The following is a 15,438-nucleotide window of genomic DNA, read 5'->3' as shown; positions in this document are numbered from 1 at the left end:
GGCGTATTGGTGCGTCGACTTCTTCTTGTCTCCGTCCTGTTATAGTATAACGGGATTGTGGTGACTAAGTGAGAAGTTGATGGCTAAGAACGCCGTTTTTTTGTTGATGTCCTGTGTATGTCTGTCGATGCCGATTGATGCCTATGCTGCTTGGGATTGGAGCGATTTTGGTTATACACGCTTTCTTAACTGGGTGGTCTACGAGCAGGTGGATTTACACCGTCAGTTGGTGATGGCGGTGCAAAAGCTAAGTTGTCACGATAGCCCAGCGCTGCTGTGGTCTTTAGTCTCAGGAAGCTTTATTTATGGCATTTTCCATGCGGCGGGGCCGGGCCATGGTAAAGCCGTCATTTCTTCTTATATGTTAGCCAGTCGCGCGCCACTGCGCCGAGCCATTAGCCTGTCTTTTTTGTGTGCGGCCGTACAAGGCTTGATGGCGGTGGCCTTGATTGTGGTGTTGGGGCAGATATTTTCCCTAGTTGGTAAGGCCATGCGCATCAGCCAATTTTTCGAGATCGCCAGTTTTGCTGCCGTGGGCTTAATTGGTGTCTGGATGTTGGTGCGTTTACTACGAGGTAAGTCCAGCTGTGGGCACGATCATTCCCATGATCACAAGCACATAGAGGCTCATCACACTCATACTCATACTCATACCCATGATCATGGTGGTGAGCATAAAGATTGTGACCACTCGGTTTGCCAACATCATCAGGGTGAAGTCAAGTCTACCGAGCAGGTTGTGTTGGATGACCAAAAAGCGGACCGTCGTAGTATTTGGGCTATGGTGGGAGCCGTGGGGATACGTCCCTGTACTGGCGCCGTGCTGGTTTTGGTGTTTTCCATGAGTGCCGGTATTTTTCATTGGGGACTCGTGGCGACAGCAGCGATGTCTCTGGGGACAGCCATCACGGTGGCAGGGTTGGCGATCATTAGTGTTATGATACGCGACAGCAGTTTTGCAATCACAGGTACACAAGGCGTCTGGCAGAGACGGCTATCCGTTGGCTTTGGGTATTTTGCAGCGATTGCTCTAATTATTATCAGTATTTCCATGATTTGGACGTACGCAAGCTATGCAGGAAGGCCTTTTTAATGAGTGAAAAACACAATCATCCTAAGGATGAAGAGCATCACGATCATGACCATTGTGTTGAATCGGCGCTGCAGACGGCGGAAGCATTGTGTCTGGAACAAGGGCAGCGTTTAACCAAGGTACGTCGTCGGGCATTGGAATTGATCTGGGAAAGCCACCGTCCACTAGGGGCGTATCAGTTATTGGCAAAATTGGCGGAAGAAGGATTTAATTCGGCTCCTCCGACGGTTTATCGTGCACTGGACTTTTTACTCGGTGCTGGCTTAATCCACAAGGTGGAGTCCATGAATGCCTATTTGGGGTGTGCCCATGCGGACAGAGCCCATAAAGGGTATTTTTTGATTTGCGACGAATGCCACAATGTGATGGAGTTCGATTATCAAGACATTCATGCCTCTTTGATCGATAAAGCGAAAAAACAAGGCTTTGAATTGCGTGCGGAAACCATCGAGTTAACGGGGTTGTGCGCCACCTGTAAAAGTGCGGGTGAAGCTGCCAAAAAAGCCGCTAAGGATAAGTCGTGAGCACCCGTTTAGTCACGTTCGAAAACATCGGCATTACGTTCGACCGTCGTATTTTATTGTCCAGTATTGATATGACCATAGACGAGGGGGAGATTGTCACCCTGATCGGTCCAAATGGTAGTGGCAAAAGTACCTTGATTCGTACTTTGTTGGGGCTGCAAGAACCGACCTCCGGTAAAGTAATACGCAATAAAGCATTACGCATTGGTTATATGCCGCAGAAATTGCACATTGATCCCACCTTGCCGCTGACGGTGAAGCATTTTTTGGCGCTGGTTCGTAACGTCAATAAACGTGATATTTTACCGACACTGGAAAAGGTTGGTGTTGAGCATCTGTTGAATTCACAAGTACATGTGCTGTCAGGAGGAGAAACGCAACGGGTATTGTTAGCTCGTGCTTTGTTGAATCGTCCGAATTTATTGGTTCTGGATGAGCCAGTACAAGGTGTGGATGTGAATGGCCAGGTGGCGCTCTATAATCTGATAGAAAATATTCGCAATGAGTTGCATTGCGCGGTGCTGATGGTGTCTCACGATTTGCATTTAGTCATGGCCAAAACCGATACGGTAGTGTGCATTAATCAGCATGTGTGCTGCTCGGGTACCCCCCAGCAGGTGACTGGACACCCTGCTTATCAGGCTTTATTTGGCATTCCTGGCGCAGATGAGTCCATCGCCATTTACGCCCATCAACACGATCATGTTCATGATAAGCATGGCGACGTGCTCGACGCTGATACCCCGCAGGATGGTGATCATCACGATCACACCCATTGCTCCCACCATTAATGTCGTTATATCTATGTGTCGTTTTCTACGTGCCAGTTTGGAGTATTCTGTAATATGATGGATTTTTTAATCAGAGCCTTAATCGGGGGGCTGGGCGTCGCGGCGGTAGCAGGGCCATTAGGCTCCTTTGTTGTATGGCGACGTATGGCGTATTTTGGCGATACGCTTGCCCATTCGGCCTTGCTCGGGGTGGCATTGGGCTTTTTGCTGAATGTTAATTTGAACCTTGCCATTATCGTTTTGTGTGTGGGCTTGGCCGCTGTTTTGGTGACGTTGCAAAAGAAGCATATTATCGCTACGGATACCTTGTTGGGCATTCTCGCCCACTCTTCTCTTTCTCTTGGTTTGGTGGCCGTGAGTTTTCTCGATAATATCCGCATCGATTTAATGGCGTATTTATTTGGCGATTTGCTGGCGATTAGTCAAACCGATTTGTATTGGGTATATGGTGGCGGTTTGCTCGTTATTGCTTTACTGGTGGCTTTTTGGAAGCCATTATTGGCCATGACGGTGAACGAAGAGTTAGCAAAAGTGGAAGGCTATCCAGTGGAATCGATCCGGTTGCTTTTGATGTTGCTAGTGGCGCTGGTTATTGCGGTGGCGATGAAAATCGTTGGGGTGTTGCTGATTACCTCTTTGATGATCATTCCTGCTGCGACCGCTCGCAAGGTGTCTGCTACGCCGATTCAAATGGCGGTAATGGCTAGCTTTATTGGTTGTTTGTCCGTATGCGGTGGCTTGTGGGCATCTTATCATTGGGATACCCCAACCGGACCCAGTGTGGTGGTGTGTGCTGCCATGTTGTTTTTGATTACTTATAGTTTACCGTTTAGGCGGCGTTAGCGAGTGGTATACTTTTTTCATCGATAAAAAAATGGCGTTAAAAAATGAAAGATCTAAAAGACACTGTCTGTGTCGACCCAGTAACACCTCCGCAGATGGGGCGTACAAAAAGATTGGCTTTTCAGATCATCGCCGTCTTGAGCTTGATTATGGCGTTTGTCGGTATTTTGGTGCCTGGGATTCCTGCCACTGAGTTTATTTTGTTGTGTGCTTGGTCTTCTTCTAAAGCATCGCCGCGTATTTATCGATTTTTACATGAAAACCGTTTTACGGGCCCTCTGTTATATAACTGGCATCATGGACGTGTCGTCTCTCGAAAAAGTAAAATCGCTGCCACCATCAGTATGCTGGTCTGCGCGATTTTATTGTTACTAAGTGCCTTGCATACTTTACTGATTGCTCTGTGTATCGGGTGCATGTTGTGCGCCAATATATGGATATGGTCTCGCCCCGAATCCGTAAAAAAGGCGACTGTTTAGCTTGGCGGTTATTTCGTATTGTTTCTACCATTAATGACATTAAATACTGAATGAGACAAAAAATGGCCGTTACCTTGGATGAAAAAGATCAACACTCCCTCGCTAAATTTTTAAAACTGTCTACCCGAGGAGACCACGATGGGGTAGACCAGATGGTGATGTCCTCTAAACCCTTCGCCAGTCAAGAAAATTATGCGAAGTTTCTAACGCTGCAGTATCTTTTTCATCTTAGTGTTGCTCCCTTGTATCACCATGAACCATTGCAAGCTATGCTACCAGGGCTTAGTACATTATCGCGTTTGGCTGCAGTCGAAGCGGATTTGGCGGATCTTGGGTTAACGCCACAGGTTGATGCCAGTATGGTGGCGAGAGTGGATGATGTATACGAGGCCATTGGTTGGTTATATTGCAGCGAAGGGTCGAACATCGGCGCCGCTTTTTTGTATAAAGAAACGCAAAAACTCTACTATGATAAAGATCATGGTGCATGGCATTTAGCGTCGCCCATTGAAGGACGAGCGCTCCATTGGCGTCAATTTGTTGCGCAGTTGGATGCTCTGGAACTGACTGATGAGCAATCCCATCGCGTGTTAAAAGGCGCTGTTGACGCCTTTGAATTTTATAAAACCACATTGCGACGTATTTTCTAATAGGTCGGCTCAAATTGGGCTGGAAAATGTAAAGTATCTCAGTCGGTTTGTTCATCGCCAAACGTAAGAATCGACCTTCATTCCATGTTTACCCTTCCTGTGTCTAAGCATTAACCTTTGTTAATCCAATGATCCAAAGAGAGTTTGCCTGCCCCTTTTACCATCAGCAGTAAGGTAATAGCTAACCAAGTAGCATGGGTTGGGTAAGCATCCGGGTAGACGAAAATCTCAATCACCAGGGTCATAAAGGCTAAGCCAAATGCCGCTAAACGCGTAAATAAGCCAAATAAAATCAAGGTCGATAAAATATGCTCAGCCAAGGCCGCCATCACAGCGGCAACCACAGGGGTGAGGAGTGGCAGCTTGTAATCGTTCTCGAATAAATAAATCGCGGTGTCTGACAGGTGCGGCCAGCCTAGATGCATATGTCTGCTGATAATGTCTAGAGAGAATCCTTCGATTTTAGTCTGACCGGATTTCCAAAATACCGCAGCGATACCAAAGCGGGCTATGAACAAAATCACGGACTCCGGAATCAGATGAAACAGACTCTCACTTCTAGATAGTATGAAACGCACCATAGTGTTTTCCTTATTTTTCTTGTTGGTGAATGGCTGGTGGTTGGTTCGAAATACGGCTAATCAGCTGCCATTTCATCAATTTGGCCAGCATGCTGCCTAGATCAAAATCGGCTTCATCTGGAATGGCGTCTTCCAGTGATTTGTGTTGTAAGAGGTTCTTTAAAAAACAGGCTTCGCTAAAGCGGATAACATGCAGTTGTGCATAAAGAAAAGACTTACATAAAAGTAAATACTCACTTCCATAAATATCCACCTCGTCTAAGCGTAATTTTCCATCACTCTGATGGGCCTGATACAAAGAGCCAATGGCAAAGGGTGAGGCTAATAGTTGCGTATTAGGCGGTAGACTCAGATACAAAGTACTTGGATCTTCAACCTTGGCAAACACCGTAGCAACGTCTTCTCGGGTCAGTGTGTCGTGTTCTCTCTCATGAGTCAGAGTAAGCAAATTACGCTCCAACGCGGCAAGGTCGGCTAAAAAAGGCAGACTGTTAGCGGCTTCAAAACCACGAATAAAGTCTGAAAAGTGTTGTCCGTACTCGCGCAAAATAGGTGAACTTGGTGGATGCTCAACAATGTAAGCCCGAGCCATAGCACGAAAAAAATCATCCCCTACTACAGAATGGGTAACCGGAAAAATGTCACTCAGTGCTTCAATCAAAGAGACAAATACATTATTGCGATAGACGTTTAGACGAGTTTCTTTTTCTGCTAAAGAGCCTGCTTTAATCTCGTTATAGAAGCGTGAGTCTTGGGAGAAAAGGGCGGATTTAAAGTGCGAGTTCATGATGTCTCTCCTGAATCACCGCTTGTCGAATCTCATCTGCAAACTGAGCTTCTTTCAACAATTCGGTAATGGACGGCAAGTTGCCGTCGCGCTCAATCAAGGTTGGAACATCGCCTGCCAGTCTCAGGGTGTGCTGATAAAGCCCCCAAACATTTTGGCTCACCGTGTCATCGTGACTGTCGATTTTCAGCGGAAGTTCTTGATTCGTATCCATGGTGTGGCCCGCTAAGTGAATTTGCCCCACAGCGTCCATCGGAAATGCGTTCAAATACTCGTAAGGATTTCCTCTACGATTAAAACAAGACACTTCCACGTTATTCACATCTAGCAAGAGGCCGCAGCCTGTACGTTTAGCGATGGTGCTCAAAAACTCGACTTCACTCATATTACTGCGAGCGAATTCAAAGTAGGTGGAAGGATTCTCCAACAGCATAGGGCGCTGTAAGCGCTCTTGAACTTGATCTATGTGCCGGCAAACGCGATCCAGTGTAGCTTGATCGTACGGTACAGGAAGTAAGTCATTCAAATACTGCGAATAATGGGACGACCACGCAAGATGTTCGGAGAACACCTCTGGTTGTACCGTCTCAACCAGTGTTGCGACGCGTTCTAAATGGTCTACATCCAAAGGTGATTCTCCACCAATGGATAATCCCACACCATGTACGGTAATCGGGTAATGTTCACGAATTTGCGCTAAAAAGTAGGGCGCAGGGCCGCCTTTACTCAGATAGTTCTCAGCGTGAATTTCAAAGAAACCTATCTCAGGAAAATCGGTCAAGATGGTCTGATAATACACGGGTTTTAGGCTGATACCAGTGCGAGATAAAAAGCCCGAAGATGCGCTAAGCGCACCTTCGGCTTTGTTTGCTAAACAAGACATGAGAAGGCTCCAAATGTCTGCTTAGAAGGCTTTTAACTGGCCGTGGCCAGTGGGAGAGGTAGACGATTTCATGTCCATGCAAGTGCCAGCTGGAACGAGTTTGAAGGCATTGCCTTGATCGTCCACTTTTGATGTTCCTGCGCAGGTTGTGCCTGGGCCTGCTTTACAATCATTTTGGCCTGCCATAGCAACACCAAAGCATTTTTCTTTGCTAGCCGCTTGCGCTGGCATCGCAACAGCAGATAGGGCAACGGCAGTACCAAGGGCTAGTGCTAGAGTCGCTTTTGTGTTTTTCATGGGTGTATCCTCTTTTTTCGTTATTGGATTGTATAAACAAGGTGGGCCAACGGCCTTTCCTTGTAGTGACATTCCTTTGTCGAAGTGAGGAAGGGATTTCTTACACAAAAACAGGAAAAAATTTTAAAAAATTATTCGCTTTTTGATTCTTCAACATAACGCTTTGAAATTGTTCGCAATTCTTCTACTTGATGAGAGAAGCGTCGGCATGACACACAGATGGTGGTATGCACACCTAAGGACACTTTTTCTTTGGCGTTCAGTGGACGATCAAGTTTTTCAGAAAGTAGTTGTGTGGCTTGTTTGCAATTCATGATGTTGGCTCCGCTGCGTACCAGTTGTCTTCTAAGCATTCACGTAAACGCAAACGTGCGCGGTAAAGGGTGACGTTGAGGTTAGTGATGGTGAGTTCTTCGTTATAGCAGATCTCGCTGGTTTCCATTTCCAGAAACTCACGCATCATAAACAATCGACCATATTTTTCTGGCAAAGCGTTTAGGCAGGCATCAAACACGCGCCAGAAATGTTCGTTTTCCACGCCGTGGTCTGGGTCATCCCATTTTCGTGGTCGTTCACTTTTCTGCCAATGGCCATTTTCAGTAAATAGTGCATCGATCAACGCTTCGCCATTGATATTCGGGCCCTCTTCTAATTGGCTGGCGGCAGTATGGCGTTTTTCTTTGCGCAGTAAGTCGATCACCTTGTTTTTCAGGATAGAGAAAACCCAGGTCTTCAGTGCCGCTTGGCGTGCGAAGCGATCAATATTTTGATAGGCGGAGATCATGGCTTCTTGTACAGCGTCTTCAGCAAGTTGCTCGTCGCGCACTTGCAGAAGGGCGAATTTCAACATTTGCTGACGCAGTTCTTGGGTGAATTCGACGTCAAAAAACACGCCCATATTGGGCGACGGCGATGAGCCAGGTGAGGTGCTAGCGTTTGTCATGTAAGCCTCTGCTTGTCGTTTTTTCATAGTTTAGACGTCAATAGCAGAGTTTTTCTTACAAAATTTAGGAATATTTTTTTTAAATGAAAAAGCCCTTATTTATTAAGGGCTTTAAACGCTTCTTCAATTTTTTGTTGGCTGTAAGGTGGTGCAATGCTACCAGCAAATTGACCTTTGGGGTTCACCAATAAGAGCAGTCCTTGGCTCTCGTGATAACCTTCTTTTTCCATAATAAGGGCTATTTGTTTATACAAAGGAGACGAAGGGCGAATTACCACCTGACCACTTTGTTCGAAGGCCATGGACTCACCTTGGCAAATGGCATCACAAATCGTCGGTTGCAGTAGCAAGCCAAACCAGCTGCCAATATTCGCACCAGACTTACCCTCTAAAGAAGGCAAGGCTTGTGGGTTTGAGAGCAAAGTAATATCAAGGGCCGCTTGCTGTGGTTTGGATAAATGTGGCTCTTCTGAATAAAACTGATAATGTGCGCTGATTCCCCAAATAATGAAGATACCGAGACACAGAGAACCTAGCCAGATGAGATTAGACCGTTTCATTCTTGAGGACCTGATGCTAATGGTGAGGTCTCGGCTAAGTACTCATCTTTGAGTTTGACATAGTTCAGGCCAGCGTATTGGAAGTATTCAATTTCTTTTGCTGTTAATGGGCGAGCTTGTTTGACTGGCGAACCCATATACAAAAAGCCAGATACCAAACGTTTGCCAGGGGGTACCAAAGAGCCAGCACCAATGATCACTTCCTCTTCGATCACCGCACCATCCAAAATGGTGGTGCCCATTCCCACTAAAACCTTGTTGCCGATTTCGCAGCCGTGGAGCATCGACATATGACCCACAGTAACATCATCGCCAATGGTTAAAGGATGGCCTTCTGGTTTATAGGAGCTGGCATGGGTAATGTGCAGACAGGAGTTGTCTTGAATGCTGGTTCTGGCACCGATGCGAATACGATGCATGTCACCACGAATAGCCACCAAAGGCCAAACGGAGCTGTCTTCGCCAATTTCCACATCGCCAATGATAACGGCGCTCTCGTCGACCCAAACGCGTTCCCCTAGTTGTGGTGTGTGACCACGGAAAGATTTCATCACCATACAGACTCTCTTCTCATCATTTCGGTATTAGTGTGTAGTAAACAAGAACTATCGCTATGATAGCGATTCCAGCATTGAAAAAACACAAACACCACATATCTTATAGGCATACATGAGCTTTTTCATTAGGCAGTCTTAGTTCTGCTTAATCCACTTACATGAAGTCAGACAAGGTGCCGTAATATGGCAGATTGCCTGTCTATTTTGCGTAGAAGGATAACACGATATGCCACAGTCCGTATGGGATGCGACCCGCTTACCTACCTTTTCCTCGATTGATGTTTCGTCGATTGAGTCGGAATTAGAGCAAAGACTAAAAGACACCACAGCCGCGATTGAAGCTTGCGTCAGTCAAAATGCCCAACCAACTTGGGAAAGCTTAGTTCTGCCATTAGACCAGCTTCACGACGACTTAAATAATTTTTGGTCTCCGATTAGCCACTTAAACTCAGTGAAAAATACGCCCGAGTTACGTCAGGCCTATAATGCCTGTTTGCCTAAGTTGACTCAGTTTTATACGGATTTAGGGCAAAACAAGGGTCTTTACCAAGCCTATAAACGCTTAGCAGAAAGTGATGCGGCAAAAGAGTTAACACAAGCGCAGAGCGAAGCGCTCAAGCAAACCATCCGAGACTTTGAGTTGTCTGGCGTGGCTCTCGAGGGTGAGGCCAAAAAGCGCTATGGCGAGATCAGTCAACGCTTGTCTGAGCTGAGCAGCCAGTTTGGCGAAAACGTTTTAGATGCGACGCAGGCGTGGAGCAAACTGATCACTGATGAAAGTGAGCTAGCGGGGCTACCAGAGTCGGCACTAGCGCAAGCGAAACAAATGGCTGAAGCCAAAGAAAAAGACGGATGGTTATTCACTTTGGATTTCCCATCTTACATGCCTGTGATGAGTTACGCTGATAATGCCGCTTTGCGCGAGGAAATGTATCGCGCTTTTGCGACTCGAGCATCAGATCAAGGAGGCGACATTAAGTTCGATAACGCTCCTTTAATTGACGAGATTTTGGCGTTACGCCATGAGATGGCCCACATTCTTGGGTTTGATAACTACGCTGAATTGTCAGTTGCGACCAAAATGGCTGATAACGGGCAACAGGTTATCGACTTCTTAGAAGATCTAGCCAAAAAATCAAAAAGCTCGGCAGAACAAGATCTTGCGCAATTAAAAGCCTTTGCTAAAGATCAAAATGGCGTGGAAGAGTTGAACGCTTGGGACATGATGTACTATGGGGAAAAATTGCGTCAGCACCAGTACAGTATATCTCAAGAGGCACTGCGTCCTTACTTCCCAATAGATAAGGTATTGTCAGGATTGTTTCACGTGGCACAAACCTTATTTGGCGTCGATATTCGTGAAGAAAAAGAATTTGATAGTTATAACAAAGACTTACAGCTATTTACTATCAGTAAGGATGGTGAAGACATTGCACGCTTTTATTTAGATCCTTATGCTCGCGAAGCAAAACGCGGTGGCGCTTGGATGGATGCTTGTCGTACGCGTCGTCGTTTGAGTGATAATCGTTTGCAGTTACCAGTAGCCTATTTAGTGTGTAACTTTACGCCACCGATTGGCGATAAACCTGCGTTGTTAACTCATGACGAAGTCACGACTTTGTTCCATGAGTTTGGTCACGGCTTGCACCATATGTTGACTCAAGTAGATGTGTCATCCGTTTCTGGTATTAACGGTGTGGTGTGGGATGCTGTCGAGTTACCCAGTCAATTTATGGAAAACTGGTGTTATGAACCCGAAGCGCTCGCGCACATTGCGGGTCATTTTGAAACGGGTGAACCGTTACCGCAGGACTTGTTAGATAAAATGTTGGCCGCGAAAAATTTCCAATCGGGTATGCAGATGGTGCGCCAGCTAGAGTTCTCGTTATTCGACTTCCGCTTGCATAGGGAATATCAAAAAGGCATTTCGGTTCAGTCCGTTATTGACGATGTGCGCAGCAAAGTGGCAGTAACGACGCCGCCGGACTTTAACCGCTTCCAAAATGGTTTTTCGCATATTTTTGCTGGTGGTTACGCTGCAGGTTACTACAGCTATAAATGGGCAGAAGTCTTATCGGCCGATGCCTTTTCGAAATTCGAAGAGGATGGCATCTTTAATCAAGACACTGGTGCACGCTTCCGTGATACCATATTAGCCAATGGTGGTTCGCGTCCAGCGGCAGAGTTATTTGCTGAATTTCGCGGTCGTGAGCCAAGTACCGATGCCTTATTAAGACACAGCGGCATCGCGGCATAAACTTTCGTTCTGCAAGGAAACAGCGCCTTGCTTGACGATGGTCAGCACAAGACGCTGTTTTTTTTATAACGTTGTTTGCAGACGTTACTTTTAAAGGTATTAGGGTTATGACAGTAAAACGCTTTATCGCAGGGGCAGTGTGTCCTCGTTGTAATGAAATGGATAAGATTCGTGCTTGGCGCGATGATGACGCAGAAAAGCAATATCGTGAGTGCATTGCTTGTGGGTACACGGATGAGCAATCCACCTCAATACAGGCACAGCCAACAGAGATTCCTACTCGTGTAAATACGCCCCATAGCAGCGCCCCACAAGCGGATGAAATGGTGATTAACTTTATACCAAACCCTGGCTCGACGAAGCATTAATCAAGAATACAAAAAAGCGGATCGACTATAAAATAACGTCGATACGCTTTTTTGTGGCGATTTTCATCTCAATGTTAATGATGAGACGAAACTAACTAAGCCTTGGTTAACCACAGCAAATCCAATGGTTCAATCAGACTGAAAGACGATAAATCAATCTGTTCATTGTTTAGCAAGTTCATTGCGGTTTGGTTGCCGATAAGTTCACCGAGTGTGGAGGTAATCGGTACGTAATGTTCGCTAATATTGGCGATGACCAACAGAACCTTATCACCGCTTTGTCGTTTGAAGGCGAAGAGATGTTCGCTGCCTAGGGAAATCAGTTCGAATGCCTTCGCGGCAAAAATGTCATTGGCCTTACGAATCTGAATCATTTCGCGAATCAACTGAGCGACTTTTCCTTGTGGTGTGGTGAGGTCTTCAGCTAATACAAAATCGGCTCTGGTGAGTTTTTTACGATGCACCCAGCGGCTATCGTCTGCTTTTGTCGGGTCGTTCAGATAATCGTTGTTATTAAGTACGCCAAGGTCGTCCCCTTGATACAACAAGGGAATGCCTGGCATGGCAAAGTTGATGCCATTGAGCACTCGTATACGCTTGATGGCGTGATCAAGCAGCAGTGGATCGTCAGCCGCAATGGCTTTTTCAACGCCTGCTAAAGACGCCAATGTGCCACACACGCGACAGTCGCCATTGACTGGGTTTTCTTGAAACGGTACTCCAGCAGCAAAAGAGCCGGCAAATTGTCCTGTATAGAATTGATTTAAAAAGTGACGATGACCGATGCCATCAATGCCAAGACGGTCTGAAATGGTGTCATCCCATAACCAGCCAATGTCGTCATGGCAACGAATATAATTGACCCAGCTGGTGTGCTCTGGAATCTGAAAACTGCGCTCAAGGGATTGATATAACAAATTCGTTTGGCGTGTCGCTAAACTTTCCCATAACAAGGCCATCATAAGTGGGTTGTAAGAGAGCGTACACTCGTCGGTCGCAATGTATTTGTTTACTTCATCAGGGTGGACAATGGCTTCCGATTTAAACACAACATGCGGTGCTGCAATGTCTAAGCAGGCTTTAAAGGCTTTGATCAGGTTATGTGCTTTGGGGAGATTTTCACATACGGTGCCTTTTTCTTTCCACACAAAGGCTAAGGCATCAAGCCGTAGCACATCACAGCCGTTTAGAATCAAGTGCAGCATTTCTTCTACGACCGCGACAAAAACGGCAGGATTGGAATAGTTAAGATCCCATTGAAATGAATTAAAGGTTGTCCAAACGTGGCGATCTAATTCTGGTAAATAGGTGAAACTCCCGCGTCGAATTTGTGGGAATATTTCGCGTACGGTTTGGTTGTATTCTATGGCGTCTTGTTCATCCATAAAATAGTAATAGCCTTGGTATTCTTGATCGCCTGCTTTTGCTGCTTGTGCCCAGCGATGCTCATCTGACGTGTGATTAAATACAAAGTCCAGCACCATACGAATGCCTTTTTTATGCAGTGCTGACGCTAGGTCTTTTAAATCTTTGTTCGTGCCAAGCTTAGGGGACACCGTACGGTAATCCGAAATGGCATAACCACCGTCACTGTTTCCTTCTGGTGATAAATAAAGCGGCATGAGATGCAGATAATTTACCCCCAAAGCTTCAAAGTAAGGGATCTTTTCGATCAGAGAACTCAGATCATCCGCCAGTAAATCCACATAGACGGCAATGCCAATATTTTGATTGGACTCGAACCAGAATGCAGATTTATTTTTGATTTGAGCAGGGCACTTTTTTTTATGAAAATCGATAACGGATTGCAGTAATACCTTTAAGTGGTAATGCAGGTCAAAGCGTTGCCCATAGAGTGGAAAAAGCTGGTTGAACAGGGGCTGAAACCCATTTGTTAAACGCTGAATAAGGATGGATTTTTTTTGCGGCGTGAGTTGGCTGAAATCGAGTTCAGCCAATAAACGTTGCAGGGTTTTTTGTGCTTCAAACGTGATGTCCATATTAATGCCTTATAAAGACGTGCTCGTAACAATGGCGAGAATAGATTTGTATGAATTAAATTAAAAGGTTTGGCGAGAGAGGGTTCGCTTCCACGAAAAAACAGCGCTCTACGTTTTCCAAACAGAAAACGTAGCCTAAAGGGATAGGAAGGGTCAATATGGGAGCTTTCTAAATACTGACTTAATTTTTTTAGGGATCTGGTGGCTATTTATTCTGCTTTATCGGCGTAGCCACTACCAATGGCACGAAATGGCATGTCTAGTTCAAGCTCAGGCACCTGTAAACCTATCCAAGCGGGAAATGTATTACTGTTTGGACCAGGGAAGACGACGTATTCATTGGCCCAAGGATAGCGTTTGACGGCAGCGGTTATTTTCGGGATAAGGCGTTGGGCTTTTTCTCCTTGAATAGATAAGATTTTCTCAGGCTTGGCGCCAAACCAATAACGGTCAGGAGTGGTGGTCTGGTACGTCTCTAAGGCAGGTAGCCCTCGCTTTACCCGCCATCCTACGACCTCATAGACGGTATATTCTTGGGCATTTTCTTCTTTTACTGCGATCCAGGTATGAACGGCAAACCAACCTCGCCAACTGAATGCATCAGCGGCGTAAAACTCTATGATCGCTTCTCTGTTTTTCTGGGGATCGGCGGCAAGACCCGCTGGTTCACGGCTGGCAGTGCGCCAATTATCGCTAGAACAGGCACTAATCAATAACGCGAATAATGTAATAGTGAATAACCTCATGCAGGCTCCATGTATTTTTGAGACATCTAGCGACTGAGTATAGATCGTTTATGAAAGATTGCGTTCGAGTTATTTCCTTAATATCACAGGGAAGTAACAAATATAAACATCTCGTTCATATTGTTTGATTTTTTAAAGGGTGATAAGGGAGCATTTTGCTCTGATTTGATTGTTTATCTGGCGATTCTTCTTTTATGCATAATATGTGTTTAATTAAATTAAAGGTGCGCTTTTTTATTCAAAAATGAATAGAAAGAGATACTGTAAGCGATTCTATTTTATTTTTTTAAATGAGTGTTATTATTTAAAACATGACATGAACAGGCGATCTTTTAAATTTATTTGATGTTCTTTTTAAAAACTATCGCCTCTTAAATACGGAATACCTTAGGAGGTAAATATGAATTTGGTAACTAAAAGCGCATTAGCATTGTTTGCAGCGGTCTCTATTTCTTCTGTTGCGATGGCAGCACCTGGAGACGCTTCATACGGCTCTAAAGTAAAAGCACAAGCGGATGTACAACAGCTAGAAAGTGAAATTCAACAGTTAGGTGCAACGCCAAATCTTGGTGTGAATCTGAGCACAGCGAAAACCGTTAATACGCAAGCTAAACTATTGAACACAGCAGCTGAAAACCTACAACTACAACTTAATGAACTGAAAAGCCAAAACTCTTAAGTTGTCGTGAATCCGTGACCGTTGCATCGATTTTTTGAGTAGATGCAACTCTTTTATCAATGGGCTGACTTAATCAGGTTAGTCCAATATAAAGTTCAAGCAGGTCATAAATCTGTTGGAACTCGCTACAAAGGAGATGTTTTATGAATACTTTAACAAAAGTAGCACTGACTCTATTAGCAACGACTTCTTTTGCTTCTGCGGCGTTTGCAGCCCCAGGTGATGGTACATACGGTTCTGTTGTCAGAGCCCAAGAGAAAGTCAACAATCTTGAGCAACAGCTTGAAAGCAGAGGTGTTAACGTTAATACCAGCATTGATATGAGTACTGTTCACACGTTTCAAGATAAAGCAGCGGTATTAAATGCAAAAGCACAAGACCTGCAATTGAAACTGAATGA

At 45.3% G+C, this 15,438-nt stretch carries 20 protein-coding genes; 10 read left to right on the top strand and 10 right to left on the bottom strand.

What is annotated here, in order from left to right; all coding sequences use genetic code 11:
• The first annotated feature begins 79 nt into the window (after positions 1–79).
• From JHD45_RS05405 to JHD45_RS05380, 6 genes are all read left to right on the top strand, one after another.
• Positions 80–1,093 (top strand): nickel/cobalt transporter, encoded by a 1,014-nt coding sequence (locus JHD45_RS05405; RefSeq protein ID WP_199475492.1) that lies wholly within the window; start codon positions 80–82, stop codon positions 1,091–1,093.
• Complete coding sequence (locus JHD45_RS05400) at positions 1,093–1,617, top strand: Fur family transcriptional regulator (protein WP_199475491.1); 525 nt, start codon at positions 1,093–1,095, stop codon at positions 1,615–1,617. Before JHD45_RS05405 ends, JHD45_RS05400 begins: the two co-directional genes overlap by 1 nt.
• Entirely contained in the window at positions 1,614–2,408 is a 795-nt protein-coding gene (znuC, locus tag JHD45_RS05395) for a zinc ABC transporter ATP-binding protein ZnuC (protein WP_199475490.1), read from the top strand. The genes JHD45_RS05400 and znuC overlap by 4 nt, the downstream gene beginning before the upstream one ends.
• A gap of 54 nt (positions 2,409–2,462) precedes the next feature.
• A complete protein-coding gene (gene znuB / locus JHD45_RS05390) occupies positions 2,463–3,251 on the top strand; it encodes a zinc ABC transporter permease subunit ZnuB (RefSeq protein ID WP_199475489.1) in 789 nt (262 codons plus the stop codon).
• Between the two features lie 44 nt (positions 3,252–3,295).
• Positions 3,296–3,730: a YbaN family protein gene (locus JHD45_RS05385; protein ID WP_199475488.1), complete on the top strand. Its 435-nt coding sequence runs from the start codon at positions 3,296–3,298 to the stop codon at positions 3,728–3,730.
• Between the two features lie 62 nt (positions 3,731–3,792).
• Complete coding sequence (locus JHD45_RS05380; RefSeq protein WP_199475487.1) at positions 3,793–4,380, top strand: biliverdin-producing heme oxygenase; 588 nt, start codon at positions 3,793–3,795, stop codon at positions 4,378–4,380.
• 110 nt (positions 4,381–4,490) lie between these two features.
• Here the strand turns inward: JHD45_RS05380 and JHD45_RS05375 are convergent, their stop codons facing one another.
• The 8 genes from JHD45_RS05375 to JHD45_RS05340 all read right to left on the bottom strand — a co-directional run bounded on the left by JHD45_RS05375 (position 4,491) and on the right by JHD45_RS05340 (position 8,988).
• Positions 4,491–4,961 carry a DoxX family protein gene (locus JHD45_RS05375; RefSeq protein ID WP_199475486.1) on the bottom strand — a complete coding sequence of 157 codons (471 nt, stop codon included), beginning with the start codon at positions 4,959–4,961 and terminating at the stop codon, positions 4,491–4,493.
• 10 nt (positions 4,962–4,971) lie between these two features.
• Positions 4,972–5,748: a DNA-binding domain-containing protein gene (locus JHD45_RS05370; RefSeq protein ID WP_199475485.1), complete on the bottom strand. Its 777-nt coding sequence runs from the start codon at positions 5,746–5,748 to the stop codon at positions 4,972–4,974.
• A complete protein-coding gene (locus JHD45_RS05365; RefSeq protein WP_199475484.1) occupies positions 5,732–6,631 on the bottom strand; it encodes a DUF692 domain-containing protein in 900 nt (299 codons plus the stop codon). Before JHD45_RS05365 ends, JHD45_RS05370 begins: the two co-directional genes overlap by 17 nt.
• 21 nt (positions 6,632–6,652) lie before the next feature.
• Positions 6,653–6,928, bottom strand: coding sequence for a DUF2282 domain-containing protein (locus JHD45_RS05360; RefSeq protein WP_199475483.1), 276 nt, complete (start codon positions 6,926–6,928; stop codon positions 6,653–6,655).
• Between the two features lie 131 nt (positions 6,929–7,059).
• A complete protein-coding gene (locus tag JHD45_RS05355; RefSeq protein ID WP_233407604.1) occupies positions 7,060–7,242 on the bottom strand; it encodes a zf-HC2 domain-containing protein in 183 nt (60 codons plus the stop codon).
• Complete coding sequence (locus tag JHD45_RS05350) at positions 7,239–7,871, bottom strand: RNA polymerase factor sigma-70 (RefSeq protein WP_199475482.1); 633 nt, start codon at positions 7,869–7,871, stop codon at positions 7,239–7,241. Before JHD45_RS05350 ends, JHD45_RS05355 begins: the two co-directional genes overlap by 4 nt.
• Positions 7,872–7,966: 95 nt before the next feature.
• A complete protein-coding gene (locus JHD45_RS05345; protein ID WP_199475481.1) occupies positions 7,967–8,431 on the bottom strand; it encodes a hypothetical protein in 465 nt (154 codons plus the stop codon).
• The gene (locus tag JHD45_RS05340; protein ID WP_199475480.1) at positions 8,428–8,988 is read right to left on the bottom strand and encodes a gamma carbonic anhydrase family protein; all 561 of its coding nucleotides are present in this window, start codon (positions 8,986–8,988) and stop codon (positions 8,428–8,430) included. The genes JHD45_RS05345 and JHD45_RS05340 overlap by 4 nt, the downstream gene beginning before the upstream one ends.
• Positions 8,989–9,214: 226 nt before the next feature.
• Between JHD45_RS05340 and prlC the strand changes: the two genes are divergently transcribed.
• Entirely contained in the window at positions 9,215–11,245 is a 2,031-nt protein-coding gene (prlC, locus tag JHD45_RS05335; protein WP_199475479.1) for an oligopeptidase A, read from the top strand.
• A 107-nt stretch (positions 11,246–11,352) separates the two neighbouring features.
• Complete coding sequence (locus JHD45_RS05330) at positions 11,353–11,613, top strand: YheV family putative zinc ribbon protein (RefSeq protein WP_199475478.1); 261 nt, start codon at positions 11,353–11,355, stop codon at positions 11,611–11,613.
• Positions 11,614–11,708: 95 nt separating this feature from the next.
• Here the strand turns inward: JHD45_RS05330 and JHD45_RS05325 are convergent, their stop codons facing one another.
• The gene (locus JHD45_RS05325; RefSeq protein WP_199475477.1) at positions 11,709–13,613 is read right to left on the bottom strand and encodes an alpha-amylase family protein; all 1,905 of its coding nucleotides are present in this window, start codon (positions 13,611–13,613) and stop codon (positions 11,709–11,711) included.
• Positions 13,614–13,822: 209 nt separating this feature from the next.
• On the bottom strand, positions 13,823–14,359 hold the full coding sequence (locus JHD45_RS05320) for a DUF3750 domain-containing protein (RefSeq protein ID WP_199475476.1): 537 nt from the start codon (positions 14,357–14,359) through the stop codon (positions 13,823–13,825).
• A gap of 400 nt (positions 14,360–14,759) precedes the next feature.
• Between JHD45_RS05320 and JHD45_RS05315 the strand changes: the two genes are divergently transcribed.
• Both JHD45_RS05315 and JHD45_RS05310 read left to right on the top strand, forming a co-directional pair.
• Positions 14,760–15,038, top strand: coding sequence for a hypothetical protein (locus tag JHD45_RS05315; protein ID WP_199475475.1), 279 nt, complete (start codon positions 14,760–14,762; stop codon positions 15,036–15,038).
• Between the two features lie 143 nt (positions 15,039–15,181).
• The coding region (locus tag JHD45_RS05310) for a hypothetical protein (RefSeq protein WP_199475474.1) at positions 15,182–15,438 on the top strand (257 nt) is incomplete at its 3' end.

The sequence above is a fragment of the Marinomonas spartinae genome (assembly GCF_016461715.1).
Classification (GTDB): Bacteria; Pseudomonadota; Gammaproteobacteria; order Pseudomonadales; family Marinomonadaceae; genus Marinomonas; species Marinomonas spartinae_A.
This window is presented reverse-complemented; position numbering and strand designations above follow the sequence as displayed.

Coding starts and splice junctions, on each gene's coding strand:
- JHD45_RS05370 (WP_199475485.1), bottom strand. CDS start 5,748: ATGAACTCGCACTTTAAATCCGCCCTTTTCTCCCAAGACTCACGCTTC.
- JHD45_RS05315 (WP_199475475.1), top strand. CDS start 14,760: ATGAATTTGGTAACTAAAAGCGCATTAGCATTGTTTGCAGCGGTCTCT.
- JHD45_RS05350 (WP_199475482.1), bottom strand. CDS start 7,871: ATGACAAACGCTAGCACCTCACCTGGCTCATCGCCGTCGCCCAATATG.
- JHD45_RS05365 (WP_199475484.1), bottom strand. CDS start 6,631: ATGTCTTGTTTAGCAAACAAAGCCGAAGGTGCGCTTAGCGCATCTTCG.
- JHD45_RS05400 (WP_199475491.1), top strand. CDS start 1,093: ATGAGTGAAAAACACAATCATCCTAAGGATGAAGAGCATCACGATCAT.
- JHD45_RS05345 (WP_199475481.1), bottom strand. CDS start 8,431: ATGAAACGGTCTAATCTCATCTGGCTAGGTTCTCTGTGTCTCGGTATC.
- JHD45_RS05325 (WP_199475477.1), bottom strand. CDS start 13,613: ATGGACATCACGTTTGAAGCACAAAAAACCCTGCAACGTTTATTGGCT.
- JHD45_RS05355 (WP_233407604.1), bottom strand. CDS start 7,242: ATGAATTGCAAACAAGCCACACAACTACTTTCTGAAAAACTTGATCGT.
- JHD45_RS05320 (WP_199475476.1), bottom strand. CDS start 14,359: ATGAGGTTATTCACTATTACATTATTCGCGTTATTGATTAGTGCCTGT.
- JHD45_RS05405 (WP_199475492.1), top strand. CDS start 80: ATGGCTAAGAACGCCGTTTTTTTGTTGATGTCCTGTGTATGTCTGTCG.
- JHD45_RS05380 (WP_199475487.1), top strand. CDS start 3,793: ATGGCCGTTACCTTGGATGAAAAAGATCAACACTCCCTCGCTAAATTT.
- JHD45_RS05330 (WP_199475478.1), top strand. CDS start 11,353: ATGACAGTAAAACGCTTTATCGCAGGGGCAGTGTGTCCTCGTTGTAAT.
- znuB (WP_199475489.1), top strand. CDS start 2,463: ATGATGGATTTTTTAATCAGAGCCTTAATCGGGGGGCTGGGCGTCGCG.
- prlC (WP_199475479.1), top strand. CDS start 9,215: ATGCCACAGTCCGTATGGGATGCGACCCGCTTACCTACCTTTTCCTCG.
- JHD45_RS05360 (WP_199475483.1), bottom strand. CDS start 6,928: ATGAAAAACACAAAAGCGACTCTAGCACTAGCCCTTGGTACTGCCGTT.
- JHD45_RS05375 (WP_199475486.1), bottom strand. CDS start 4,961: ATGGTGCGTTTCATACTATCTAGAAGTGAGAGTCTGTTTCATCTGATT.
- JHD45_RS05340 (WP_199475480.1), bottom strand. CDS start 8,988: ATGGTGATGAAATCTTTCCGTGGTCACACACCACAACTAGGGGAACGC.
- JHD45_RS05385 (WP_199475488.1), top strand. CDS start 3,296: ATGAAAGATCTAAAAGACACTGTCTGTGTCGACCCAGTAACACCTCCG.